Origin of the sequence: Pseudomonas sp. A0308, from assembly GCF_044218815.1 — a bacterium.
Classification (GTDB): Bacteria; Pseudomonadota; Gammaproteobacteria; order Pseudomonadales; family Pseudomonadaceae; genus Aquipseudomonas; species Aquipseudomonas iridis.
On the sequence record NZ_CP162581.1, the window covers coordinates 5595793 to 5622392 of the forward strand.

Below are 26600 nucleotides of genomic sequence, written 5' to 3' on the forward strand. Positions count from 1 at the left end.
CGGCGCGAAAGCGGTGCACCTGAACACAACCAGGCCCCATGTGGGGGCCAGCAGTCCAGCGCTCGCACAGTCTTATGCTGACCCCCATCCCGGAGCTGCCGCAGGCTGCGATCTTTTGATCCTGTTTTTGCGGATCAAGAGCAAAAGATCGCAGCCTGCGGCAGCTCCTACAGAGGATGTTTGTGATCGTTTTGTGGGGTCAGAGGAAGCGCAGGAGCGCGGCGACAATGGCTTCAGGGGCGTCTTCCTGGACGAGGTGGCCGGCGTTGGGGATTGGGTGGAATTGTGATCCCGGGATCATGTTGTGTAACGCTCGACCACGTTCGATGGGAATCCACTGATCTTCTTCACCCCAGAGAATCTGCACCGGGCAGCGGATGTTCGGGTACTGATTTTCAGCGTCACGGGTATAGCGCTCATCCATCTGCGCAATCTGCCGATAGAACGCCGCTTGGCCCGGATCACCGAGCCAGGGCTGCACGTAGGGCGCCAATTCATCATCAGGAATCTCGCGGTGAATCGCCCCGCGAATGTAGGTCGGTACGATGGCGCGCTGAATGTAGTCGGGCAATCCGCTGAAAGCTGCTTCATGCAGGCGCACATGCTGCACAAACGGCGAACCCCAGGGCGTCAGCGCCACCGGATCGATCAGCGTCAGGCTGCGGTAGTCCTTGCCATCGAGCAGATGCGTGCGCAACGCGGTGGCGCCGCCGAAGTCATGGGCGACCACGTCGGGACGTTGGATATTCCAGTGATCAAGCAATTGCGCGAGGAGTTGGTTTTGTATGCCGAGGGACACATCCGCATCAGGTTGCTCGGAACGCCCGTAGCCGAGCAGGTCGAAATAATGCACCCGGTGCGTCGCGAAAAAATGCGGCGCAATGCGGTGCCATACGTAGGAAGAGAAGGGCGTGCCATGCACAAACACCAGCGGCGGGCCGTCGCCACGCACGGCATGACGTACCTGTCGGCCATGGAAATCAAAGACCTGATCGAGCAGCCAGTCCGTCATGGGCCTGTCCTCTTGGCGGGGTTGAGCCGAGAAGCATAGGCGTAAAAAAACAGCCATGGCGGCTGTTCTCTATTTCCCTGGATAAACACAAATCCCCTGTAGGAGCTGCCGAAGGCTGCGATCTTTTGACTTTCTTTGTCAGGACCAAGATCAAAAGATCGCAGCCTGCGGCAGCTCCTACAGGGGGATTTGTGTTGAATCATTCACCGCGATAAATGCAACCGCTGGTGCAAGTTTCATGAATGCGGATCGCGCTGAGCTCCGGCAGCAGTGGCTTCATTTCATTCCAGATGAATTTTGCCAATACTTCGCTGGTCGGGTTTTCCAGACCGGGAATATCATTCAGATAGTTGTGATCCAGACGCTCGTACAAAGGCTTGAAGATCGCCTTGATCTCGGAGAAGTCGCGGATCCAGCCGGTGTGCGGATCGAGGTCACCGCTGAGGTGAATCGCCACTTTGAACGAGTGACCGTGCAGACGCCCGCACTTGTGGCCGTCCGGGACGTGCGGCAGGCGGTGGGCGGATTCGAATGTAAATTCCTTGAAGATTTCCACAGTGTTTTCAGCTCTGTTCAGTTGGCGTTCGCCGCAGCGATTCGGGCAGGCGGCGAGTTTACCAGCTTGTGTTTGGCCGTGCTGACTAAAGGGTCAGCAAGCGCTCGGCGAGGCGACCATTGGCAGCCAGTTCGAGAAACTCGTCGCCCAGTCGGCGGCTCTCGTCCATCGCCGCGTGCCAGTATTTTTGCCGGCTCGGTGCATCGCCCATGAAGCGCTTGAAGTCGTTGCGGTCGGGCAGTTTGCCGTAGGGCAGGCGCGCCAGGTATTCCTTCGAAGGCGCGAGCAACAGCACGTCCTGCAAGCGCTGCACCGAAGCACGGCGCCACGGCAACGTCTTGTCGAACCAGCCCGGAATCACCCGGTCGGTGAAGTGCGGATAGAGCACGATACCGTCGCCGCTGTAGGGCAGGTCGAGGTGATAGTCGAGCAGGCCACCGTCGCGAAACGTCCCGGCACCGGCGCCCGGCAAATCACGCACGCCTTCCATGACCATCGGGATCGAACCCGACGCCAGCAGCGCCTGACGCAGATTGCCGGCATTGAGCGCGACGAAGCGTGACGGAAAGTCATTCAACGCATTGACCGGCGGTGCCAGGCGCGGATCGTGGATGATCAACCGTTCGAAGTGCCGCGACAGCCGTGCGCGGCCTCGCAAGTTATCGGCAATCACTGAGCTCAGCGCCAGACCGAGACGACCACGATGATCATCGGCCAGACGCCCCTGGCTCTTCACCACCATGATGTTCAAGCGGTAATCGGGGTTGTTGAGGATGCTCGCATCGCGGCCGTCGAGCAGGTCGTTGAGCATGCGCTGCGAGCTCTGGCTGATCTCGGCCATGGTCACGCCTTTATTGAAGTTCTGCTCGGCGTAGAGCTGGCCGAGGCGACGGATGCCTTCGGCGGCGTCCGGCAGACAGGCGCTGGCGAAGCGCCAGGAACCGACCGATGCCCCGATCAGCGAACGCTCGCGCGGCGCACTTGGCAGCCACTCACCGAACAACGCCAGATCCAGCCCCTGAATCCCCAGCGCCTTCGGCCCACCGGCCGCGCCGGGCAAGGTGCCGACGTCGGCAGCGTTCAGGCCTTGCGCACGAATGCGCGCCATGGCCCGTGGGCCAGCCTTGAGGGTGAGGGCGGGAAACTTGATGTGGATGGCATTCATACCGGTCTCGATCGTTAGCAAGCTTGGAATTATAAGCACATGTTGCCAATCCCTGTAGGAGCTGCCGAAGGCTGCGATCTTTTGACTTTAAAAAAGCAGGATCAAAAGATCGCAGCCTGCGGCAGCTCCTACAGGGGGAATGGGTTCTGCGGGCACAATGATGGCCATTCAGTTTCAGTTAAGTTCATCCCGTTAAGGTGCCCTCCGTAGGCAACACATAAAAAATACGGAGATACCCATGAAAACCCTGACTGCCCTGTCCCTCGTCTCGATCATCGGCCTGACCGCCAGCCTCGCCCATGCCCGCGATTTGGGACCTGATGAGGCCCTGCGGCTGCGCGACGCTGGTACTATCGTCTCCTTCGAGAAGCTCAATGCCACGGCACTGGCCAAACACCCGGGTTCGACCATCACCGAAACCGAGCTGGAAGAGGAGTACGGCAAGTACATCTACCAGGTCGAACTGCGTGATCCTCAAGGGCTGAACTGGGATCTGGAATTAGACGCGGTCAGTGGGCAGGTTCTCAAGGATCATCAGGATACGTAATGAAGGTTAATGTTCGCGCCACCAGCCTTGGTGCGTTGGCGCTTGTGATGTTCTGCTCGTCGGCGATGGCTCGCGACCTCGATCAGGACGAGGCACTGAAGCTGCGTCAGCGCGGGGTGATCCTGCCGCTGGAGCAAGTGTTGCAGCAGGCCATGGATCGTTATCCCGGGGCAAAACTGCTGGAAGTCGAGCTGGAAGAAAAACACGACGTCTACATTTATGAAGTCGAGTTGCTGACGGCCGAGGGGGTGGCGCGCGAGCTACACCTGAAGGCCGATACCGGTGAACTCGTGAAAGACAAGGAAGATTGATCGATGCGCTTGCTACTGGTGGAAGACCACGTACCGCTGGCTGACGAGTTGATCGCCGGCCTGCAACGCCAAGGCTACGCGGTGGATTGGCTGGCGGACGGACGCGATGCGGTGTATCAGGGCAGCAGCGAGCCCTATGACCTGATCATCCTCGACCTCGGCCTGCCCGGTGTGCCGGGGCTTGAGGTGCTGGCGCAGTGGCGCGCGGGCGGGTTGGCGATCCCGGTGTTGATCCTCACGGCGCGCGACTCCTGGGCTGAACGCATCGAGGGCCTCAAGGCCGGCGCTGACGATTACCTGACCAAACCGTTCCACCCGGAAGAGCTGCACCTGCGGGTGCAGTCGCTGTTGCGTCGTTCCAAGGGGCAGGCCAATCAAACCACGCTCAAGGCTGCCGGCCTGCATCTGGACGAGGGCCGTCAGTGCGTGACGCGCGATGGTGCCGATATCCAGCTGACCGCCGCAGAATTCCGTCTGCTGCGCTATTTCATGCTGCACCCGGAGCAGATCCTTTCCAAAAGCCACCTCGCCGAACACCTCTACGACGGCGAGACCGAGCGTGACTCCAACGTCCTCGAAGTCCACGTCAATCACCTGCGCCGCAAACTTGGCAAAAGCGTCATCGAAACCCGTCGCGGTCAGGGTTACCTGTTCGGCGGGCAAGCTTCATGAGGTCGATCCAGCGCCGCTTGAGCCTGGGTTTGATCAGCGTGATGGTGGTGGTGGGGCTGGTGTTGGCACAAACCAGTCTGTGGTTGTTCGAAATGGGCTTGCAGCGCTACCTCGAAGCTGGATTGCGCAACGACAGCGAAAGCCTTTTGGTGGCGCTGGTGCGCGGCCCGCAGGGTTTGCAGCTGGATGAGCGCCACCTGTCGCCAGCCTATCAGCGGCCGTTTTCCGGACATTATTTCCGCATTGATTTTGCCGACAGCCACTGGCGCTCGCGCTCACTGTGGGATCAGGATCTGCCGCTGCTCGAGCATCCGGGGCTGCACAGTAATCTGCAATTGGGCCCGGACGGCCAGAAATTACTGGTGCTGCGTTCGGACTATCGCCGATTGGGCCAGTCGATCTCCATCAGCGTCGCGCAGGATTACACGCCGGTGAGCGACAGCTTCGAGCGCATGCGCCAGATCGGCCTCGGTCTCGGTCTGGCCGGTTTGCTGCTGATTCTGTTGTTGCAACGCCTCACTGTGCGTCGCGCGCTGCGGCCGTTGGAAAAGGCGCGTGAGCAAATCGCTCAGTTGCAGCAGGGCCAGCGCTCGCAACTGGACGATCAGGTGCCGGTGGAGCTGGAGCCACTGGTGGCGCAGATCAACCATTTGCTCGCGCACACCGAAGACAGCCTCAAGCGTTCGCGCAATGCGCTGGGCAATCTCGGCCACGCGCTGAAAACGCCGTTGGCGGTGTTGCTGAGCCTAGCGTCGAGCGAAAAACTCGACAACCATCCCGAGCTGCGCAAGATCCTCAAGGAACAACTGGAACAAGTGCAGCAACGGCTCAATCGTGAACTCAATCGCGCGCGACTGTCCGGTGATGCGTTGCCCGGGGCGCTGTTTGATTGCGATGCCGAACTGCCGGGATTGCTGGCGACGCTGAACATGATCCACGGCGAGCATCTGGCGCTCAGTTACGTTGCGCCCAAAGGACTGCAACTGCCGTGGGACCGTGAGGACTTGCTGGAGCTGCTCGGCAACCTGCTGGATAACGCCTGCAAGTGGGCGGATGCCGAGGTGCGTTTGAGCGTAGTCGAGAGCGCTGACGGGTTTGCCTTGAGCGTCGAGGATGATGGCCCGGGGATTCCTGCCGAACAACGCGCTCAGGTGTTCAGTCGCGGGACACGGCTTGATGAGCAGACTGACGGCCATGGCCTGGGGCTGGGGATTGTGCGCGATATCGTCGATACGTGGGGCGGGACGTTGGTGTTGGGCGAGAGTGAGTGGGGCGGGTTGAAGGTAGAGATTCAACTGCCTCGGCGATAACCTGAACCCTTGCACAAACCCTGTAGGAGCAGCCTTCGGCAGCTCCTACAGGGGGAGTGCGTTTCTGGGTGAACCGCTGTAGCTCGAACAAGCAAGCCGCAACAGGTTCTTCGAATCAGACGCGAAACTGATCCATCAAACTCTGCTGCTGATTCGCCAGGCTGTTCAGCGACTGGCTCACCCGCGCCGATTCGTTCGCTTGCCCGGACAGCGATTCAGTCACATCGCGAATCGTCGCCACGTTGTTGTTGATCTCTTCCGCCACCGCGCTCTGCTCTTCAGCGGCACTGGCAATCTGCAGGTTCATGTCGCTGATCACCGTCACCGCATCACCAATCTGACGCAGCGCCGTCACCGCTTGGCCCACCTGCTCGACACTGCCCTGCGCCTGACGATGGCTGTTGCTCATCGAGCCGACCACATCCTGCGTGCCGCTCTGCAACTGTTCGATGACCTGACGGGTTTCCTCCACCGACTCCTGCGTGCGGCGGGCGAGGTTGCGGACTTCGTCGGCGACGACGGCAAAACCGCGTCCGGCTTCACCGGCACGAGCCGCTTCGATCGCGGCGTTGAGGGCCAGCAGGTTGGTTTGTTCGGCAATGGCGCGGATGGTTTCCAGCACCGCGCCGATTTTCTCACTGTTGGCGGCCAGGCCTTCGACTTGCACCATTGCCGCGCTCATGTCGGCGGCGAGGGTGTCGATGCTGGCGGTGGTGCGGTCGATCACGGTCAGGCCCTGACGCGTGGCACGATCAGCATCCTTGGCCGCTTCGGCCGCCTGAGCGGCACTGCGAGCCACATCCTGCGCGGTGGCGCTCATTTCGTGGGACGCGGTCGCGACCTGATCGACCTGACGGTATTGCTGTTCCATGCCGGCGCTGGTCTGCGTAGCGATGGCCGAGGACTGGTCGGCGGTGTTACGCGCGTCCTGCACCGAGCGTTTCACTTCGGCGATGATCGGCTGCAACTTGTCGAGGAACTTGTTGAACCAGCCGGCCAGTTGACCGAGTTCATCCTGCTTGTCATACGCCAGACGGCGGGTCAGATCGCCTTCGCCGCTGGCGATGTCTTCGAGCATGTGCGCCACGCCAAGGATCGGTCGGGTCACGCTGCGCGCCATCAGCCAGACCAGCACCAGGCCAATCAACGCCGCCAGAACGCCGAGGCCCAACTCGATCAACGTGCCGGTGTTGTTGCTCGCATCGAGGTGCTGCTTGAGAGCTTCGGCGCGTTCCACCAGCACTTTTTCAGGGACATCCAGCAACACTGCCCACGACGGTCCGCCGGGAATCGGCTGGAACGGCGACAGCACTTTCAACTGGCCGTTGCTGTGCAGGCTGCTGACACTGGTATTTGAAGCAAGTTGGCGCAGCAGTTCGGCGCCGCTGGTTTTATCCACGGCGTCAAGACGCTGGCTGAGTTTGCCGGCATCCGGGCTGTAGCCGGCGAGCAGGCCGACCGGGCTGATGATGCTCACGGCGGTCTGGCCGTCGTAGAGTTTTTTGCTGGCGCTCTGGCTGATCGCTTGCAGGCTGTTGAGGTTGATGTCGACCGACAGCGAAGCGATGACTTTGCCGTTCACCATCAGCGGGAAAACGATGCTGGTCATCAGCACGTTCTGGCCGTCGATCACATAGAAGTACGGTTCGATCACACAGGGTTTGAGCGTGGCGCGCGGGCAGGTAAACCAGGCGTTGGCAGCCTGACCGCTGGGGCCGGTGCTGGTGTCGGCCATGTCGCTTTCCGGCAGGGCCATCGAGGTGATTTTGCCCGGTGTCGGCTGCGACCAGTACAGGGCGAAACGGCCCTTGTCGTTACTGCCCAGCTCGGCTTGGCCGGCAAACAGTTCATCCTTGCCGTCCAGCGCGTTGGCTTCGAACACCAGCGACAGACCGAGCAAATCCGGGTTGGCTTGCAGCGCGGACTTGACCTGACGGGTCATGTCTTCGCGCAGGTCGAAGGCATCAAGGAAGCGCTTTTCGGCCTGCTCGCGCAGGAACAGCACCTGACGCGAGAAACCATGGCCGTATTGATAGGCGTCCATGAACTGCTGGCGAATGCCCGCCGCTTGCACTTCGCCCTGGGATTCGATGCGCGCCTGGGCCGATTCGGTGAGCATCTCCATGCTGGAGGCTTTCACCATTTCGGAGCTGTGCTCCATGCGATACAGCGAAAGACCCACCAACAGGGTCACGATACCGGCCAGGCAAAGCCCGGCGAGCAGGGTGATTTTCCATTGGATGGAAAGTTGTCTCAGCGACATGGACACGTCCTTATTCGATAAATATCTTAGACTTTGCACTGTAGCGGCCTGACAGCAGCTTTCTTGAGCTTCCAGCCGCAAGCTGCAAGCGAAAAAACGCAAAAGCTTGCCGCTTGTTACTTGCAGCCTGTCGCGGCTTCATTCACAGTGCGCGCCCTTCTAATAAGACCCTCTTTGCAATCCGCCGGTTAACCTTTGGCGGGCTCATCCTGTCTGGCGGTCGGTTTTCCACCGCAGTGTTTTTTGAGGTAGTGAAATGAATGCAGTCATAGCGGCGGTTGGCATCATGCTGATTCTCAGCCTGTCCCGCGTGCACGTGGTGATCGCTTTGATCGTCGGCGCGCTGGTCGGCGGCCTGACCGGTGGTTTGGGCATCGATGCCACGCTAAAGGCGTTCAACAGCGGCTTGGGCGGCGGGGCGACGGTGGCGTTGTCCTACGCATTGCTCGGCGCTTTCGCCGTGGCGATTGCCAAGTCGGGCCTGGCCCATGCGCTGGCCGACAAGGCGCTGGCGATGGTCGACCGCCAGCACAGTACCGGTGGCGGCAACGTCAAATGGCTGCTGATCGGCCTGTTGTGGGTGGTGGCGATTGCCTCGCAGAACATCCTGCCGATCCACATTGCGTTCATTCCGTTGCTGGTGCCGCCGCTTCTTTATGTATTGACCAAGCTGCAACTCGACCGCCGCTTGATCGCCTGCGTCATGACGTTCGGTCTGATCACGCCGTACATGTTCCTGCCGGTGGGTTTCGGCAATATCTTCCTCAATGAAATCCTGCTGGCCAACGTTGCACGCAGCGGTGTCGACATCAGTGGCATTAACGTCACCCATGCCATGGGCATTCCGGCGTTGGGCATGGTGTTCGGTCTGGCGATGGCCTTCATCAGTTACCGCAAGCGGCGCGTGTACGACCTGGCGAAGATCGAGCAGGTCGAGCAAGCGGCGGTGCAGTACAACCCGCTGAGCCTGATGATCGCCGGTGTGGCGATTGCCGCAGCGTTCATCGTGCAGTTGCTGCTCGACTCTATGATTATCGGCGCGCTGGTGGGCTTCCTGATCTTCTCGGTATCGGGCATCGTCAAATGGCGCGACACCGATGATCTGTTCACCGAAGGCATGAAGATGATGGCGATGATCGGCTTCATCATGATCGCCGCCTCGGGGTTCGCCGAAGTGATGAAGGCCACCGGGCAGATACAGACACTGGTCGAGTCGTCGGCTTCGTTGATCAATCACAGCAAGGGCGTGGGCGTGCTGTTGATGCTGCTGGTCGGGTTGCTGGTGACCATGGGCATCGGTTCGTCGTTTTCCACGGTGCCGATTCTGGCGGCGATTTTCGTCCCGCTGTGCGTGCAACTGGGCTTCAGCCCGCTGGCCATCGTCTGCATTGTCGGCACTGCCGGTGCGCTGGGCGATGCCGGTTCGCCTGCCTCGGACTCGACCCTGGGCCCGACCTCCGGCCTGAACATCGACGGCCAGCATCACCATATCTGGGACACCGTGGTGCCGACGTTCCTGCACTACAACCTGCCTTTGCTGGCGTTCGGCTGGGTGGCCGCGATGGTGTTGTAACCGCTGAACCCTGTGGGAGCGGGCTTGCCCGCGATGGCTTCGACACATTCAACAATTATGTGGCAGACACACCGCTATCGCGGGCAAGCCCGCTCCCACAGGGTGATGAGGTGTCTGCTGACTCAACTTTTGCTATGGCGTGCCGTTAAAGCCTTTAACCACGCCAATAAAACCAAAAGAGTGAGCACCCCAATGCGTCTGAGCCTCAAGGCTAAAGTCCTCTCCCTTGCCGTCCTCCCGGTATTGCTCTTTGCGCTGGTCATCAGCCTGACCACGCTGTTCATTCTTCAGAAGCAGGCGCGCGAAGAGGTCGAACAGACGCGCGAGCGCCTGCTCGGCGACGCCAAAGCCACTCTGCAAAGTTACGTCGCCGTGGCCATGACCACGATCAAACCGTTGTACGACGCTGCCGCCCCCGGCGATGAAGCGGCGCGCGCGCAGGCGATCAAACTGCTGTCGGGGATTCGCTACGGCAAGGACGGCTACTTCTTCGGCTACGACTCCGAGACCGTGCGCCTGTTCAAGGCCAACGATCCCGAAGGCGTGGGCAAAAGCTTCAAGGACAACCGCGACCCGAACGGCGTTTACGTCAACCTCGGTCTGGTGAAAGTGGCGAAGGACGGCACGCATTACCTGCAATACAGCTCGCCGCTGCCGGGCAACGCAAAGGTGCTGGTGCCGAAACTCGGCTACACCGAATACCTGGCAAAGTGGGACATGGCGGTCGGTACCTCGGTCAACCTCGACGGCATCGAAGCGCAAGTGGCGCTGGTCGAAACGCAGGTGGAGGAACGCATGCAAGGCGTGGTGCTGAGCATCGTCGGCGTGGCGGTGGTGGTGCTGCTGGTGATTGCCGCGGTGGGGATGCTGCTGGCCAATACCATTTTGCGTCCGCTGACCCAGATGAAAGCCAACCTCGACGATATCGCCGCGGGCGAGGGCGACCTGACCCGCCGCCTGAACATCACCAGCCAGGACGAACTGGGTGAACTGGCCGGCTCGTTCAATCGCTTCGTCGACAAGATTCACGGCCTGGTGCGGCAGATCACCGAGATGACCACACAACTGACCGGGCTGGTGACGCAGGTTTCGGATCAGGCCCAGCGTTCGGATCAGGCGATGGAGCGTCAACGCCACGAGACCGATCAGGTCGCCACGGCGATCAACGAAATGTCCGCCGCCGCCCAGGAAGTCGCCAAGAGCGCACAGAACGCCGCCGTCGCCGCCCAGCAGACCGATGAAGAAGGCCAGAGCGCCAAACGCGTGGTGGCGGGCAGCATCAAACAGATTCATGCGCTGGTCGATGACATCCGCAGCAGCGGCGTGTCGCTCGACAGCCTGCAACAGGACGTCAGTTCGATTGTCGGTGTGCTTGGGGTGATCCGTTCGATTGCCGAGCAAACCAACCTGCTGGCACTTAACGCGGCAATTGAAGCGGCGCGGGCCGGCGAGGCCGGGCGTGGCTTTGCAGTGGTGGCGGATGAGGTGCGTGCGCTGGCCAGTCGTACGCAGATCAGCACTCAGGAAATTCAGGCGATGATCGATCGCTTGCAGGCCGGCACGCAAGCGGCGGTCGAAGCGATGCGCCGCTCCAGCGAGGCGGGTGACGGAACATCGGCGCAGGCCAATCAGGCCGGGGCTTCGCTGGACGCGATGGCAGAATTGATCGCGACCATCAACTCGATGAACGCACAGATTGCCAGCGCTGCCGAGGAACAGACGGCGGTGGCCGAAGAGATCAACCGCAGCGTGCATCAGATTGCAGTGGCGGTGGATAGCGTGGCGGATGAAACGCAACTGGGGGCGCAGACTTCGCGCAGTCTGGCGGATCTTGGCCAGCGGTTGGGCAAACTGGTTGGGCAGTTCCGAATCTAGGAGCCGTAAGCAAACCCCTGTAGGAGCTGCCGCAGGCTGCGATCTTTTGATCTTCTGAAAAGCAAAATCAAAAGATCGCAGCCTGCGGCAGCTCCTACAGGGATGGTGCAGACCTCAAGGTCTGTCCCAATAAGGCACTTCGCCAAAACACTCGACAAAGAAATCAATCACCGTCCGTACCTTCACCGACAACCGCCGGCTCCCCGGCCACAGCACCGCGATCTGCTGCGGTTCCAGACTGTTCGACACCTGATACTCCCCAAGCACCGGCACCAGCGTGCCTTCGCGCACCGCTTCACCAATCAGCCATGACGGAAACATCACCAACCCCAGCCCTTGTTCGGCCGCCTGGGTGAGGGTGTCGGCGTGGTTGCCGGTGATCGGGCCCCTCACCGAATAGGGCGTCCAGTCGCCTTGATCCTGACGGAAAAACCAACGCTGCTGGCCAGTCGCACCTTTGTAGGCCAGACACTGATGGTGCGCAAGATCGTCGGGATGTTGCGGCGTGCCGTGACGTTTCAGGTAGGCCGGGCTGGCAGCGACCTGAAAGCGGTGCGGCGCAATTATCCGCGCCTGCATGCTCGAATCGTGCAGCGGGCCGATGCGAAACAACAGGTCTGCACCTTCCTGCAACGGGTCGACGTAATGGTCGGTTTGCTGAATGTCCAGTTGCAGCTTGGGATAACGCGCGCACAACTGACCGAGCCACGGTGTCAGATGCCGTTGACCAAACACCACCGGAGCGTTGATCCGCACAAGGCCGGTGGGTTCGCTTTGCTGTTCCTGCAAGGCTTGTTCGGCTTCTTCCAGTTGCACCAGCACCAGCCGCGCGTGGTGGCCGAGCATGCGCCCGGCTTCGGTCGGCGTCACCGCGCGCGTATGGCGATAGAGCAATTGCTGGTTCAGCGCTTGCTCCATCAACTGGATTTGCCGGGAGATGGAGGAGGGCGCCACGCCCTCGCGGCGGGCGACTTCGGAGAAGCTGCCGTGGTCGAGCACTGCGACAAACAGTCTGAGTGCCTTGAAACCGAGTTCATTGAGCCCGTGCATGGATCGTCCTGCTGTGCGAGTTACGCAAAAGTGTTGTCCGGATGCTCCCATTTATCGCACAGCGAAGCCAGCCGATAATCCGCGCCATCGTTTACTTGCACAGGTTTTGTTATGCAGACGTTGGATGAGGTGAGTGTTAGCGCGCCAGTGGCCAAGCCGTTGTTGCGATTGTTGTTGCTGCCGCTGGTGATTCTGGCGGGCATGGGTTTGTCAGTGGAGGCGGGCTTGCTCGGGCCGTTGGGGGTGCAGGTCGGGCATCTGTGGGCGACCTTGAGCATCTTTGGCGTCGGCTCGGCGATTCTGTTTTTGCTGTTGTTGTTCGCAGGCCCGCAAAAGGGCCCTGCGCTCACCGATCTGCCACGCTGGCAGTTGATCGGTGGGTTCCTGGGGCCGATGTATGTGGTGGTCTTGACGTTGGCGACGCCACATATCGGCATTGCGATGACGATGATCGCAATTCTGTCCGGACAGGTCGGCAAAAGTGTCTTGATCGATCATTTTGGTTGGTTCGGGGCGACGCGCAAGAAGGTTAACGCTGAGCGCTGGCTGGCGTTGGGGTTGATTGTGGTGGCATTGGTTTTGATTGCGCGGGGGTGAGTGATGAGTCTGATTATTTTGTTGGCAGTGGTGGTATTGGCCGGCGCGGTGTTGAGTGTGCAGGCGGCGATCAACGGGCGTTTGGGTGAAACCGTTGGTGTATTGCGCAGCAGTTTGCTGACGTTTGTGGTGGGCGCGGTGGTGACCGGGTTGTTGATTCTGTTTTTTGAGCCGGCGCAGGCGGTGAGTCTGCTGGACGTGCCCAAGTGGCAGTTGATGGGGGCGCTGTTTGGGGTGGTTTATATGATGGTGATGGTGGGCGCGGTGCCTGTCGTGGGGACGGCTGTGGCGACGGTAGCTGTCATTGTCGGACAGCTTGGGATGGGAATGTTGATTGATAATTTTGGCTGGTTGGGAAATCCGGCGATTGAGCTTTCCTCCAGTCGGGTTTTAGCGATGGTTTGTTTGGGGTTGGCTTTGGTTTTTATGTATCGCAGTAGTGTTCGTGGGGTTGATTGATTTACTGACTGAGTACATATCCGTTGCTGCGGCAACGGCTTCTTGGGGGGGCGCCCTTCATCGAGCGCTGCCCGCCCAGCGCTCTCCCGAGGGTGAAAGGGCCGATTTTTATGCTTTTTCAAAATGTGGGTTCGACCCGGTATTTCACATCGGCGTAACCCTTCAGCTCACCTCGGTCAGTTCCCTCTCCCTCGGGGCGGTCCGACGTTTCGGGAGGGCTAGGGTGAGGGGCTTTTGATCTTTTGCCCCCTTCTGCAGCTCCTACACTGTTGTTTACGGCTCGCATTCGAGCCTCGGACAACCACAACCCAAGGAGTCTGTCCCATGCCTGATAGAAAATGCGATTGCCCCGGATGTAAATGCACCATCAAAGACGGCGAGCATGCGTACGCTGTGCACGGTAAGCACTATTGCTGTGAGGCCTGCGCTCACCACCACAAGGGGGGCGAGGAATGTTCCAGCAAGGGCTGCCAGTGCGCGCATCCCAAGTAAACGTACACCTAAAAAAAGTGGAGCCTAATCAGGCTCCACTTCCAGTTTCAGGCTGTCGTCATCTAGCCGCTCTATATGCCGCACCGTGCCTTGCAAGCGTCGGCCTTCGACCGTGACCACGACGGTTTTCGCCTGATCAAGATCTTCAGGTAACGGCGCCGGCACCCTAAGCGCGAAGCGAAACGGATCATCCTCGACGGCTTCAAGCCCTACCGCACAATCAACACATTTGGTGATACGCCCGAACAAGGTGTCCAGGCCGTAATCCAGATGTGCCGGGCTCATGAGGTGGGTCATTGTGCATTCCCCCGAATGATGTCGATCACTGTGCGCAGCTTAGTTGGTCGGTCGCCAGACAACGTTTTCCACGCCGAATTTTTCCGCCATCGGTTTACTGGTCTTCTGCACCTTTTCCCGGCCGAAACGCGGGATCCGACCTACGCCTGCGTCGCAACTCGCCCAATGCCAAGCTTCGGCGTTGTCCATCTTGTCCGAGCGGATAATGAAGGACTTGGGCGTGCCGTGAAGGGTGTAGTCGATGACATAAAGTTTTGCGTTGTTCATAAAGCCCGTATTCCTCCCTGTGGTAATAGAAGGATCGCGGCGCACCGGGAAAATTCACTCGGATTGTCCGACGGTATCTACCCTGATCTGATGGGCGCTACCGATGGTTGCGATCCAGTGATCATTTACAGGTCAGAACTGATACCCGATCCCCGCGTAATACCCCCAACCATTCGAACGCGCGCGGAAATTACCGTCGCCGAAATTCAGCTCGCTGCCATCCTCCCAGTTGCCGCCGTTATGGAAATAACGCCCGACCAGGGTGAAGCGCAAATGGGTGAACGAGTAGAGCAACACGTTGGTCGCCACCGTCGCGTTGGCGGTGCGTGCCGGGTTGTCCTTGTGGATGTCGGAGCCGAAATCGAAGTTGGTGAAGCCGATGTAGGTGAGCGAGGCGCCGTTGCTGAATTTGTCGATGGGGATGATGTACTTGAGCTGTGCACGGTAACCGTCCCAGGAATACTCGTTGCTCGCACCGTAGTTTTCCCACTGGTAGCGCCCGTACAGGTTGGCTGACAGATTGACCCGCGAATGGGTGTCGATGTCGGTGCCGAAACCGCTGTAGAGGGTGTTGGCGCGGTTTTCTTTGCGGCTGCCGTGGTCGTAGATCCAGTCGAAGGCCACATACCATTCCTTGAACGGGCCGATAGCCAGGCTGCGGCCGGCGAGGTAGTCGATGGAGATCCGCGGTTCGTGCTCCATGAACACGGGCGAACCGTGGTCCCATACGCCTTTGTCGTGGCTGTTGCCGATGTTGAAGATTTTCGGCACGTCGATGTAGCCGTATAGCTCGAACGGGCCCTTGCGCCCGAAGTATTCATATTCCAGGTAGATGTCGTCGGCCGGTTGCGGGCCGAAGCTGATGTCTTTGCTGCCGATCAGGGTCAGGTCCTGGTTGTACCAGTCCGACAGGTACGCGCCTTTTTTCGGCGGGCTGGCTTCGGGGCTGAGGGTTTCGCCCTGGGCGGACTCGGGCAGGGCCGGTTGTGCAAATGCGCTTTGACTGAGAACTCCGGTAACGCCAGTCAGTAGCAAGGAAACAGCAAACGTGCGCGCGAGGGGGGCGCGAAGAAGGGAAGCGACGTGCATGCAAAGTCCTTTTTTTGCGGATCAAGGCCCGGAATCTGCGGGCCTGGCGGATGTGTGGCGAAAATGCCGTGATTGACGGCTCGCAAACGTTTGCATAAGCCGTACCAGTTTTCTTCCAGCGGCCCTGCAGGAGCTGAAGCACGCTGCGATCCTTTGATCTTGGTGCTTAAAAGCAACATCAAAAGATCGCAGCGAGCCGCATCCCCTAGAGAGGGATGTGTTACAGCAAATCCCCTGTATTCACAGGCTCAAACCCCCGGTTTAGAGCGCCTAGTATTAAAGTATTAACACCATTTAATCCGCACCCATCTCCACTGCTCTACTAGCTTTGTCAGCAATCAACGGTTTTGTGATGACCGTCGCAGTCTTGATTGGCGTGCGAAACAGGCACGACTTTGCACGCCTCAAGGAAGAATTGGCCACGACAAGGAGTAGCCTGTGCAAGTAAGGTCCGGTGTCGCCCTCGTTTCGCGTTTTTCCCCTCTTTCCCTTGCTGTGCACTTGAGCGTCGCCGGACTGTTGTTCGGCGCGGTGAGCACTCCGGCGCTGGCCACTTGCTCCACCGCCGGTTCCACAGTGACCTGTACCGGCGTGCCGAGCCTGCCGCTGTTTCTTAACAACTTCAGCAGCGCTACCAACGGCCTTACGGTCAACGTCAACAGCGGGGCGCAGATGAACGCGACCCTCGGCGGCCACGTGATGGACCTGACCGGGGTGAACATCAGCCTGAACAACTCCGGCACCCTCGACCCGGCACTGTTGGGGCTGGTGTCGGTGCTGAGCGGCGGCGCCTTCATCGGCACTGGCGCAACCAGTACGGTCAGCGTGCTCAACAATGCCAGCGGGATCATTCGCGGCACCGGCATGCTTCTTGGCCTCAACCTGACCAGCATCGATGGCTTGGGTATCGCGGTGAACAACGCGGCGGCCGGTACCACTACCATCACCAACAACGGCACCATCACCTCGACCGGCTTGTCGGTGGGCGGGATTACCCTGGCCGATACGCCGGTAGTCGGCGTCTACGGCGGCTCGCAAGTCAACATGACCAACAGCAGCACCGGTGTCATCAACGGCCGGATCGCCTTCGAGACCTCGGCTGCGGGCAATACATTTACCAACGCCGGCGCAATTACCGGCGGCGTGTCGATGGGCGCAAGCAGCACCAACACGTTCACGGCGATTACCGGTTCTACGGTGCAGGTCGGTGACGGTGTTCAGGTCAGCGTCGGTCTCGGTGGCCTGATCGGCATCAACCTGACCTTCGCCCCGACCGGTACAGTCGATGGCGGCGCGGGTGGCACCAACAGCCTGATCCTGCAAAACCCGATCGGCGTCGGCGGCGGTACGACCGGAGTCGGCACAGCGTCGAGCGCCACCTACGTCAACTTCAACAACCTGACCATCAACAGCGGCACCTGGACCTTGCAGGGGCCATTGGTCAGCGGCGCGACCACGCTCAACGGCGGTGTCGCCCAGTTCAACAACAACGCCACATTTGGCAGCGGTGTCCTCACCTCCAACGGCGGGATCCTGCAGGCGAGCAACGCCGGGTTGAACGTCAGTAATCTGATCTCCCTCGGTGCCGGTGGCGTGACGGTGCAAGGCACCAACGCCACCACCCTCAGCGGGGTGATTTCCGGCAGCGGCGGCCTGACCAAAGTCGGTTCCGGGCAACTGAGCCTCAGCGCTGCCAACACGTACTTGGGCAACACCACACTCAACGGCGGCACCGTGCAGTTGGGCAACAACCTGGCGCTGAGCACTGGCACCCTCAACGTCACCGGCGCGACAACCCTGAGTGCCCCCGGCACGATCAGCCTGAACAACGCCATCAGCCTCGGCGGCACATTGACGGCCGGCGGCACCGGCGCACTGACTCTCGGCGGCTTGATCACCGGCAGCAGCGGCCTGAGCAAAACCGGCACCGGCAGCCTGACCCTCAGCGGCGCCAACAGCGGTTACACCGGCACCACCACCCTGAGCGCCGGCAGTTTGCTGGTGACCAACAACAACTCGCTGGGCAGCGGCGCACTGAACACGGCTGCCGGTACCAGCCTCGACAGCACCGCCAACGTCTCGCTGGCCAACAACATCGCCATGACTGGCGTGCTGAACGTGCTCGGCAGCAATGCCTTGACCCTGGACGGCATTTTGTCCGGCACCGGCGCCATCACCAAAAGCGGCAGCGCCAGCCTGACGCTGACCGGCAACAACACCAACGCCGGCAACACCGCGCTCAACGCCGGCAGCCTGTTTGTCGGCAGCAACACCGCGCTCGGCACTGGCGCATTGAACGCGGCGGCCAACACCACGCTTGACGCGACCACGGCCGTGACGCTCGCCAATGCCGTAGCGCTGGCGGGAGGGCTGACCATCGGCGGCACGCAGGCATTGGGTCTGAGTGGCGTCGTCAGCGGCGCCGGCAACCTGATCAAGAACGGCACGGCGGATCTTACCCTCAGCGGCAACAACACCTTCGCCGGCGGTACCGCGCTCAATGCCGGCACGCTGATTGTCGGCTCCAACACCGCGCTGGGTACGGGTGCCTTGACGACTGCGGCAGGCACCGCGCTTGATGCCAGCACCACGGTCTCATTAAACAACGCCGTTTCCCTGGGTGGCGATCTGGAATTCAGTGGCAGCGCTGACCTGACCCTCGGCGGTGTTATCAGTGGAAGTGGCGGTCTGACCAAACGCGGGTTCACCAATCTGGTGCTCAACGGCGCCAACACCTATACCGGCGGTACCACGCTGGCTGCGGGTACCCTCACCGTTGGTAATGCTGCTGCATTGGGCACTGGCGCCTTGTCGGTCACCGATACGGCAACACTGGACAGCAACACCTCCGTCAACCTGACCAACAACGTCAACCTCAACAGCAGTGCCCTGACCCTCGGCGGCAGCAGTGGCCTGACCCTCTCCGGTGTGATCAACGGCGCCGGTCAGTTGCTCAAGAATGGCGCGGCCAACCTGACCCTGAGCGGCGCCAACACCTTCACTGGCGGTACCACGCTGAACGCCGGCAGTCTGACTGTCGGCAATGGCGCGGCACTCGGCACCGGCGCACTGACCGTGGCCGGGGCGGGCACCCTTAACAGCAGCTCGGCGGTGACGTTGAGCAACGCGATCACCCTCAACGCCAACCTCACCGCTGGCGGCGCCAACGCGTTGACCCTTGGCGGCGTAATCAGCGGCGGTAACGGCCTGATCAAGACCGGCGCCTCAAGCCTGACCCTCAACGGCAATAACACCTATACCGGTACCACCGCGCTGAACGCCGGATCGCTGATCGTCGGCTCCAACACGGCGCTCGGCACTGGTGCGCTGAACGCATCGAACGGCACCACGCTTGATGCCGGCACCGCAGCAACCCTGGCCAACAACGTCAACCTCGGCGGCACGTTGACTCTGGGCGGAACCAATGCGCTGACCCTCGGCGGCGTGGTCGCCGGTATCGGAGGGCTGGTCAAGAACGGCGCCGCCGACCTGACCCTCAACGGCGCCAACACCTATTTTGGCAACACCGCCCTGAACACCGGCAAACTGATCCTCGGCAGTAACACCGCGCTGGGCTCAGGCACATTGAACGCGGCGGCAGGCACTACGCTGGACGCCAATACCGCCGTGAGCCTGAACAACGCGGTGGCATTGGCCGGTGCCTTGAACATCGGCGGCACGGCGGATCTGACCCTGACCGGTCTGGTCAGCGGCGCTGGCAGCCTGGTGAAAGACGGCGCGGCCAATCTGATTCTCAACGCGGCCAATAATTTCCTCGGTGGCACGACCCTGAACGCCGGCACGCTGACCGTTGGCAACAGTTCGGCATTGGGCTCCGGCGCACTGACCGTCGCTGGCGCGGCAACACTGGACAGCAACTCGCCGCTGGTCAGCCTCAGCAACGGCGTCGCGCTCAACGCTGCACTGACCGTGGGGGGGACGCAAAACCTGACCCTCGGCGGCATCACTAGCGGCACCGGCCAATTGATCAAGAATGGCGCGGCCAACCTGACCCTCAACGGCAACAACACCTTCAGCGGCGGTACGACTCTGAACGGCGGCACCCTGACCCTGGGCAATGCCAACGGCTTGGGCAGCGGCGCGCTGATCGTCGGCGGCGCGGCAACCCTGGATAACAGCGCTTCCTTCGGAATCGGCAATGCGATCACGTTGAACGCCGGGCTGACCGTCGCGGGCAACAACGACCTGAGCCTTAACAGCGTCATCGACGGCGCCGGCAGCCTGACCAAAAATGGCCTTTCAGACCTGACCCTGGCCGGCAACAACACCTTCACCGGCGCGCTGAACATCGTCTCCGGCAGCGTCACCACGTTGAACAGCAATGCGCTGGGCAACACCGCAGGCGTGAATATCAGCGCTGGCGCCGGTTTGAATCTGGGCAGCGACGCCAGCCTCGGCGCGCTGACCGGCAGCGGCGACGTGCAGCTCACCGGCAGCAACACCCTGACCGTCGGCAGTGGCAACGTCACCAGCACGTTCGACGGTGGCCTCAGCGGCAGCGGTGGCCTTATCAAAGTCGGCACCGGCACCTTGAACCTCACCGGGATCAACGGCATCACCGGCGACACCGCGATCAACAACGGCATCGTGAATCTCAGCGGTTCGCTGGCCAGCGCGCAGATCAACGTCAATACCGGCGGCACCCTGAGCGGCACCGGTTCGGCGCTCGGGACCGTCAACGTCAACAGCGGCGGCCATCTGGCGCTGTCCTCGGGCAATCAACTGTCCGCCGGTGCCCTGACCCTCGCGGCCGGCAGCAATGTTGATGTGGCACTGGGGACACCGTCGACCGCGTCGTTGATGAATGTCGGCGGCAACCTCACCCTCGACGGTAATCTCAACGTCACTGACGCCGGCGGTTTCGGGGTCGGTGTGTATCGCTTGTTCAACTACACCGGTGCGTTGACCAATCTCGGTCTCGACGTTGCCGGCGTACCGGTCGGCTACGGCCTCGGCGACCTGATCGTGCAAACCGGTGTGGCTAACCAGATCAACATTCAAGTGTCGGCACCGAACGTGAGCATCCGTTATTGGGATGGCAGCCAGACCATTGCCAACGGCGTTGTCGACGGCGGCACCGGTACCTGGAATGCGGTCGGCACCAACTGGACCGATGCCAACGGTCTGGTCAATCAACCGTGGGCGGGCGACTTCGCGGTATTCCAGGGCACGGCGGGTACCGTGACGGTCAACGGCACGCAAGCGTTCACCGGCATGCAGTTCCTCACCGATGGCTACAACGTAGTGAATGGCACGGCGGGGCAACTGACTGCTGTCAACGGCACCGGGGGGACCACCGCGTTGCGCGTTGATCCGGGTGTGACCGCGACCATCGGCGTCAATATCGATGGCAGCGGCATCCTCAACAAACTCGATGCCGGCACCCTGGTGCTCAACGGCGCCAACACTTACAGCGGCGGCACGCAACTGGACGGCGGCAAGATCATCGTTGGCAGCAACACCGCGCTGGGCAGTGGCACACTGACCGCCAACGCCGGCACGCAACTGGACAGCAATGCTGCGGTGACTCTCGGCAACGCAGCGACCCTTAATGGCAACCTCACCGTGGTCGGCAGCAATGCGCTGACGCTCAACGGCGTGATCGGCGGCACTGGCGGCCTGATCAAAACCGGTGCGGCCAACCTGACGCTCGGCGGCAACAATGCCTTCCTCGGGCCGGTGGCGCTGAATGCCGGCGGACTGATTCTGGCGTCGAACTCGGCGCTGGGCTCCGGCACCCTGAACGCGGCGGGCGGCACCACGCTCGATGCCGCCACTGGGGTTTCGGTGAATAACGCAGTCAATCTGGCGGGTAACCTCGGCATTGGCGGCACGGCAGATCTGACGCTTGCCGGCACGATCAATGGTGCGGGCAGCCTGAGCAAAACCGGCGCTGCCAACCTGACCCTGAGCGGCAACAACAACTTCCTTGGCGGCATCAACCTGGGCGCCGGTACCCTGACTGCCGGCAGCAACTCGGCGCTGGGGCTGGGCAACCTCACCGTGGCCGGCGCTTCGGCGCTGGACAGCACCAGTGCGCTGAGCCTGGGTAACAACCTCGTGCTCAACGCCAACCTGAGCAACACCGGCAACAACAACCTGACGCTCGCCGGTGTAGTCAGCGGCGCGGGCGGACTGATCAAGGACGGCGCGTCGAACCTGACCCTCAACGGCGTCAATACCTTCACCGGCGGCACTACCTTAAATGCCGGCACCTTGACTCTTGGCACCGCTGCAGCATTGGGCTCCGGCGCACTGAACGTGGCTGGCGCGTCGACCCTCGACAACAGCTCGCCGCTGGTGCTGGCGAACGACGTCAACGTCAATGCGAATCTGGCCTTGGCCGGTAACAACAACCTGACCCTGGGCGGCGTGGTTGCCGGGGCCGGAACCTTGAGCAAAAGCGGCCTGGCCGACCTGACGTTGAGCGGCAACAACACGTTCAGCGGGACCTTCGATGTGCTGTCCGGCAGCCTCACCGCCCTGAGCGGTGCAGCGCTGGGCAATGATGCGACGGTCAATCTCGGTGCTGGCGCAGCCCTCAACCTCGGCGCATCGGGCAGTCTCGCCAGCCTGACTGGTAGCGGCACTGCGCTGATCGGCACCGGCAACACGCTGAGCCTGGGCAGCAATAACGTCAGCAGCACGTTCGCCGGCATCCTCAGCGGTGACGGCGGGCTGACCAAACTCGGCACTGGCAGCCTGACCCTGAGCGGCATCAGCGACCTCACGGGCGACACCAACGTCAACGCGGGCACCTTGCAGGTCAACGGTTCGCTGGCCAGCGGCAATGTGTTGGTCAACAACGGCGGCACACTCGGCGGCAGCGGCACGTTGACCAGTGCGGTGACCGTGGCCGATGGCGGACATCTGGCGGGTGTCACCGGCAGCACCTTGTCGGTGGATTCCCTGGTGTTTGGCGGCAACTCCAGCTTCGACGTCGGCCTCGGTACGCCGGTGTCGGGTGGCGGTAACGCGCTGGTCAACGTCGGCGGCAACCTGACCCTCGATGGCACACTCAATGTCAGCGACATCGGCGGTTTTGGCAGCGGCGTGTATCGCCTGATCAACTACACCGGTGGCCTGACCGACAACGGCATGCTCATCGGCAGCGTGCCGGGCAGCGTCTCAGTGGGCGATCTGCAACTGCAGACCGCGCAGGCCAATCAGCTCAACCTGCTGGTCACCGCGCCAACCGCCACCGTGCAGTTCTGGGACGGTAGCCAACTGGTCGCCAACGGCACGGTCGACGGTGGCAACGGTACCTGGGGCACCGGGACCACGAACTGGACCGACGTCAACGACACCACCCATCAAGGCTGGACCAGCAACTTCGCGGTGTTCCAGGGTGCGGCGGGCACAGTTACGGTCAACGGCGCGCAAACCATCACCGGCATGCAGTTCGTCACCGATGGCTACAGCCTGCAGAACGGCACGGCGGGATCGCTGAATCTGGTCAATGGTTCGCTGGGCAACGCCTCGGTGCGCGTCGATCCGAATGCCACGGCAACCGTCGGTGTAGCGCTCAACGGCGCAGGCACCCTCGGCAAATATGACACCGGCACCCTGGTGCTCAACGCTGCCAACGGCTACACCGGCGGCACCGCGCTCAATGGCGGTACGATTGTCGTCGGCAACAATGCGGCGCTCGGCACTGGTGTGTTAACTGCAGCGAACGGCACTGCGCTGGGCAGCAACACCGCTGTCAGCCTCGGCAATGATGTGGTGCTCAACGGAGGATTGAGCGTCGCCGGCTCCAACGCCTTGACCCTCGGTGGCGTCGTCAGCGGCAGCGGCAGTTTGATCAAAACCGGTGCTTCGAGCCTGACTCTCAATGGCAGCAATACTTACTCCGGTGGCACCCAACTGAGTGGCGGCACGCTGGTTCTCGGCAACAACAGCGCAATCAGCAGCGGTGCATTGAGTGTGCTCGGCAACGGCACGCTGGACAGCACCTCGGCGCTGCAACTGGCCAACGCCATCAACCTGGGCGCCGAGCTGACACTGGCTGGCAACCAGAACACCACGCTGATCGGCGCTGTCACCGGCACCGGCAGTCTGGTGAAAAACGGCAGCGGCGACCTGGTGCTCAGCGGCGCCAACACCTACAGCGGTGGCACCACGCTGAACGGCGGTAGCACTCGAGGCGACACCAGCAGCCTGCAAGGTGCAATCGCCAACAACGCGGCGCTGACCTTCGAGCAAAACGCCGACGGCAGCTACACCGGCAACCTCTCCGGTACCGGCACGCTGAACAAAACCGGCAGTGGTCGGTTGCTGCTGACCGGCAACAACAGCTTCACCGGCAACACTTCTGTGCAGGCCGGCACCCTGACCGTCAACGGTGTGCTCAACAGTGCCAACGTCAACGTCGCCAGCGGTGCGCAGATTGGCGGTGGCGGTCAATTGGGCGGTTCGCTGCAACTGGCCGACGGCGCGACCCTGGCCGGTGGCGGCACGGCGACACCGCTGTCGGTCGGTGCGTTGGCGTTGTCTTCGGGGACTGATCTGGACTTCAGCCTCGGGTCTGCCGCCAGCTCGACCACGGTTGTCAATGTCGCCGGCAACCTGACCCTCGACGGCACGCTGAACATCAGCAACGCCGGTGGCTTCGGCACAGGCGTCTATCAACTGTTCAGCTACGGCGGCAGCCTGACCGACAACGGTCTGGTCTACGGCAGCCTGCCGGTTGCGCAGGCCAACCTGACCCTGCAAACCGCCATTGCCAATCAGATCAATCTGCTGGTGCAAGGCTCGCCGGGTGAAGTGCAGTTCTGGAACGGCGGCACCACCAATCCTGATGGCAGCATCGGTGGCGGCAGTGGTGTGTGGGGGCCGGGGACCAACTGGACTGATCCAAGCGGCACTCAGGCGTTGGCCTCCAACGGGCAGTTCGCTGTGTTTGGTGGTCAGGCCGGCACTGTTACCGTGTTGGGTAATCGGAACTTCACTGGTTTGCAGTTCCTCAGCAATGGCTACAGCCTGGCGCCTGGCGCTGGCGGTACGCTGACTCCGGTCAACGGCGCAGACGGCAGTCTCGCACCGGTGCGGGTGAATGCTGGCGGCAGCGCGGAAATCTCCACACCGCTGGTGGGCACGGGCGGCATCGAGAAGCTCGATTCCGGGACTCTGGTGTTGAGCGGCGCCAACACTTACAGCGGTGGTACGACTGTCAGCGGCGGTACGTTGGTGGGTAATACCACCAGCTTGCAAGGCAACATCCTCAACAACGCTTCGCTGTTGTTCGTGCAGAACTTCAACGGGCAATTTAGCGGGTCGTTGCGCGGGCTCGGCGCCATGCTCAAACGCGGCACGGGCACCTTGCTGTTGACCGGTGATAACCCGTTCAGCGGCACTGTGGCGGTCGATCAAGGCGTGCTGCAAGTCGGCAGCCGCGCTGCTCAGGCCTCGTTGGGAGGGCAAGTCACTGTCGCCAGCGGCGCTGCGCTCAGCGGTAACGGTAGCGTCGGTTCGGTGGTCAACAATGGTCTGGTGCAATCCGGGGCCGAGGCGGGCACGTTGAGTGTCGCCGGCAACCTGACCAATGCTTCCAGCGGTGTGCTGGCGCTGACAGTCAGTTCGCCGACCGCTACACCGCTGGCGGTCGGCGGTACGGCTGCGCTGGGTGGCGGTCTGCAAGTCAACTCGCTTGCGCCGTTCACTGGCAACACCACGTATTCGCTGATCACGGCGGGCGGCGGTGTCACCGGTACCTTCAGCGCAGCGGATCTGCCGCAATACGCGTTCCTCGACTCGGCGCTGGTGTACGACGCCAACGCGGTAAACTTGGTGATGAGCCGTAACGACAACTCGTTCGCCGACGTCGCCGCCACGGGCAACCAACGCAACACCGCTTCGGCATTGTCGCGCAACGGTGCGGCGGGCGCGGCGTTGCAGGACCAGATCGTCAACCTCAGCGTGGCCGGTGCGCGCAATGCCTTCGACAGTCTGTCCGGGGAGATTCATGCGAGTACCGCCAGTGCGATCCTCGAGGATTCGCGTTATGTGCGCGAAGCCGTCAACGACCGCATGCGCCAGCCTTCGTGCAGTGCGCCGGATGATCCACGCCGTGCCTTGGCGCCAAGCGACAACCAGTTGAGCAGCAACGGTTGCCACGGCGAGATGGTCGGCTGGGCGCGCGCACTTGGCGCCTGGGGTGAGTCGGATGGCGACAGCAACAGCGCCAAACTCGACCGCAACCTCAGCGGCTTCATGCTCGGCACTGACAAGCAACTCGATGACCAGTGGCGCCTGGGCATGGCCGCCGGTTACACCCGCAGCGACCTCGATGCGCATGATCGTCGCTCGGATGCCACGGTAGAAAGCTACCACTTGGCGGCATATCTCAACTCGCAGTTCGATGCTTTGGCAGTGCGCCTCGGCGCGGCTTACAGCTGGCACGACATCGAGACCAAGCGTGATGTCAGCGTCGGCACCTACAACGACCGTCTGGAGGCCAATTACGACGCTCGTAGCGCTCAGGTGTTCGGTGAAGTCGGTTACACAATGCAAGCTGCCGGCATTGCTCTGGAGCCGTTCGCCGGTCTGGCCTACGTCAACTACGACACCGACAAGGCCAAGGAAAAAGGCGGCGTGGGACGCTTGAAGGCCGATGCCGAGCAGGACATCACCTTCTCCACCCTCGGCCTGCGCGCCGGCAAAGTCATCACCCTGGCCAACGGCGGGCAATTCACCCCGCGCGCGGCAGTGGGCTGGCGGCATGCCTTCGGTGACACCAAACCTGATGCCGACCTGACCTTCATCGACGGCGGCGCCTCGTTCAGCACCCAAGGCGTACCAATTGCCAAGGACAGCGCGATAGTCGAAGCAGGCGTGGACTTCCAGATCAGTCCGACCGGCAAACTGGGTATCGGCTACTCGGGGCAACTGTCGGATGACAACAACGATCATGCGATGACGATCAGCTTCAGCCTTGGCTTCTGATTTAGGGTCGAAGCACTTTTAACCGCCCGAAAGGGCGGTTTTTTTGCAGGGGCAAAAGATCGCAGCCTGCGGCAGCTCCTACACGGGAATTCGCGTTTTC

At 61.5% G+C, this 26600-nt stretch carries 18 protein-coding genes and 2 pseudogenes; 11 read left to right on the forward strand and 9 right to left on the reverse strand.

Going from position 1 to position 26600, the window contains the following annotated elements; translation table 11 throughout:
- Positions 1-199 precede the first annotated feature (199 nt).
- The 3 genes from AB4P92_RS25915 to AB4P92_RS25925 all read right to left on the reverse strand — a co-directional run bounded on the left by AB4P92_RS25915 (position 200) and on the right by AB4P92_RS25925 (position 2733).
- Positions 200-1012, reverse strand: coding sequence for an alpha/beta fold hydrolase (locus tag AB4P92_RS25915; RefSeq protein ID WP_042560092.1), 813 nt, complete (start codon positions 1010-1012; stop codon positions 200-202).
- A 199-nt stretch (positions 1013-1211) separates the two neighbouring features.
- On the reverse strand, positions 1212-1568 hold the full coding sequence (gene queD, locus AB4P92_RS25920; RefSeq protein WP_003223505.1) for a 6-carboxytetrahydropterin synthase QueD: 357 nt from the start codon (positions 1566-1568) through the stop codon (positions 1212-1214).
- A gap of 85 nt (positions 1569-1653) precedes the next feature.
- On the reverse strand, positions 1654-2733 hold the full coding sequence (locus AB4P92_RS25925; RefSeq protein ID WP_395598377.1) for a patatin-like phospholipase family protein: 1080 nt from the start codon (positions 2731-2733) through the stop codon (positions 1654-1656).
- Between the two features lie 238 nt (positions 2734-2971).
- Here AB4P92_RS25925 and AB4P92_RS25930 point away from each other — a divergent pair, with 238 nt between their 5' ends.
- Genes AB4P92_RS25930 through AB4P92_RS25945 form a run of 4 tightly spaced genes read left to right on the forward strand, consistent with a single transcriptional unit; the run spans position 2972 to position 5573 of the window.
- Positions 2972-3280 (forward strand): PepSY domain-containing protein, encoded by a 309-nt coding sequence (locus AB4P92_RS25930; protein WP_042560090.1) that lies wholly within the window; start codon positions 2972-2974, stop codon positions 3278-3280.
- Positions 3280-3591: a PepSY domain-containing protein gene (locus AB4P92_RS25935; protein WP_042560089.1), complete on the forward strand. Its 312-nt coding sequence runs from the start codon at positions 3280-3282 to the stop codon at positions 3589-3591. Before AB4P92_RS25930 ends, AB4P92_RS25935 begins: the two co-directional genes overlap by 1 nt.
- Positions 3592-3594: 3 nt before the next feature.
- A complete protein-coding gene (locus tag AB4P92_RS25940) occupies positions 3595-4263 on the forward strand; it encodes a response regulator transcription factor (RefSeq protein WP_042560088.1) in 669 nt (222 codons plus the stop codon).
- Positions 4260-5573, forward strand: coding sequence for a sensor histidine kinase (locus AB4P92_RS25945; RefSeq protein ID WP_115147261.1), 1314 nt, complete (start codon positions 4260-4262; stop codon positions 5571-5573). The genes AB4P92_RS25940 and AB4P92_RS25945 overlap by 4 nt, the downstream gene beginning before the upstream one ends.
- 115 nt (positions 5574-5688) lie before the next feature.
- Here the strand turns inward: AB4P92_RS25945 and AB4P92_RS25950 are convergent, their stop codons facing one another.
- Positions 5689-6444 (reverse strand): methyl-accepting chemotaxis protein, encoded by a 756-nt coding sequence (locus tag AB4P92_RS25950; RefSeq protein WP_390896377.1) that lies wholly within the window; start codon positions 6442-6444, stop codon positions 5689-5691.
- Positions 6445-6546: 102 nt separating this feature from the next.
- Positions 6547-7836 (reverse strand): annotated as a pseudogene (locus AB4P92_RS25955) (HAMP domain-containing protein); the annotation flags it as partial.
- A 256-nt stretch (positions 7837-8092) separates the two neighbouring features.
- On the opposite strand from AB4P92_RS25955, the gene AB4P92_RS25960 reads away from it, so the two are divergent.
- The 3 genes and pseudogenes from AB4P92_RS25960 to AB4P92_RS25970 all read left to right on the forward strand — a co-directional run bounded on the left by AB4P92_RS25960 (position 8093) and on the right by AB4P92_RS25970 (position 11284).
- Positions 8093-9409 carry a Na+/H+ antiporter family protein gene (locus tag AB4P92_RS25960; protein ID WP_042560084.1) on the forward strand — a complete coding sequence of 439 codons (1317 nt, stop codon included), beginning with the start codon at positions 8093-8095 and terminating at the stop codon, positions 9407-9409.
- 192 nt (positions 9410-9601) lie between these two features.
- Positions 9602-10426: pseudogene (locus AB4P92_RS25965) on the forward strand (cache domain-containing protein); the annotation flags it as partial.
- Between the two features lie 102 nt (positions 10427-10528).
- Entirely contained in the window at positions 10529-11284 is a 756-nt protein-coding gene (locus tag AB4P92_RS25970) for a methyl-accepting chemotaxis protein (RefSeq protein WP_390896378.1), read from the forward strand.
- A gap of 114 nt (positions 11285-11398) precedes the next feature.
- On the opposite strand, the gene AB4P92_RS25975 is transcribed toward AB4P92_RS25970, so the two are convergent.
- Complete coding sequence (locus tag AB4P92_RS25975) at positions 11399-12334, reverse strand: LysR family transcriptional regulator (protein WP_042560082.1); 936 nt, start codon at positions 12332-12334, stop codon at positions 11399-11401.
- Between the two features lie 111 nt (positions 12335-12445).
- Between AB4P92_RS25975 and AB4P92_RS25980 the strand changes: the two genes are divergently transcribed.
- The 3 genes from AB4P92_RS25980 to AB4P92_RS25990 all read left to right on the forward strand — a co-directional run bounded on the left by AB4P92_RS25980 (position 12446) and on the right by AB4P92_RS25990 (position 13882).
- Positions 12446-12931, forward strand: a complete 486-nt coding sequence (locus AB4P92_RS25980; protein WP_042560081.1) for a DMT family transporter — start codon at positions 12446-12448, stop codon at positions 12929-12931.
- Between the two features lie 3 nt (positions 12932-12934).
- A complete protein-coding gene (locus tag AB4P92_RS25985; protein ID WP_042560080.1) occupies positions 12935-13390 on the forward strand; it encodes a DMT family transporter in 456 nt (151 codons plus the stop codon).
- 324 nt (positions 13391-13714) lie between these two features.
- Entirely contained in the window at positions 13715-13882 is a 168-nt protein-coding gene (locus AB4P92_RS25990; RefSeq protein ID WP_080896040.1) for a metallothionein, read from the forward strand.
- A gap of 24 nt (positions 13883-13906) precedes the next feature.
- Here the strand turns inward: AB4P92_RS25990 and AB4P92_RS25995 are convergent, their stop codons facing one another.
- From AB4P92_RS25995 to AB4P92_RS26005, 3 genes are all read right to left on the reverse strand, one after another.
- A complete protein-coding gene (locus AB4P92_RS25995) occupies positions 13907-14179 on the reverse strand; it encodes a hypothetical protein (RefSeq protein WP_042560079.1) in 273 nt (90 codons plus the stop codon).
- A gap of 39 nt (positions 14180-14218) precedes the next feature.
- Positions 14219-14446: a DUF6555 family protein gene (locus AB4P92_RS26000; RefSeq protein ID WP_395598378.1), complete on the reverse strand. Its 228-nt coding sequence runs from the start codon at positions 14444-14446 to the stop codon at positions 14219-14221.
- A 132-nt stretch (positions 14447-14578) separates the two neighbouring features.
- Positions 14579-15535, reverse strand: a complete 957-nt coding sequence (locus tag AB4P92_RS26005) for a nucleoside-specific channel-forming protein Tsx (protein ID WP_395598379.1) — start codon at positions 15533-15535, stop codon at positions 14579-14581.
- Positions 15536-15973: 438 nt separating this feature from the next.
- On the opposite strand from AB4P92_RS26005, the gene AB4P92_RS26010 reads away from it, so the two are divergent.
- Positions 15974-26500 carry an autotransporter-associated beta strand repeat-containing protein gene (locus tag AB4P92_RS26010; protein ID WP_395598380.1) on the forward strand — a complete coding sequence of 3509 codons (10527 nt, stop codon included), beginning with the start codon at positions 15974-15976 and terminating at the stop codon, positions 26498-26500.
- Positions 26501-26600 lie beyond the last annotated feature (100 nt).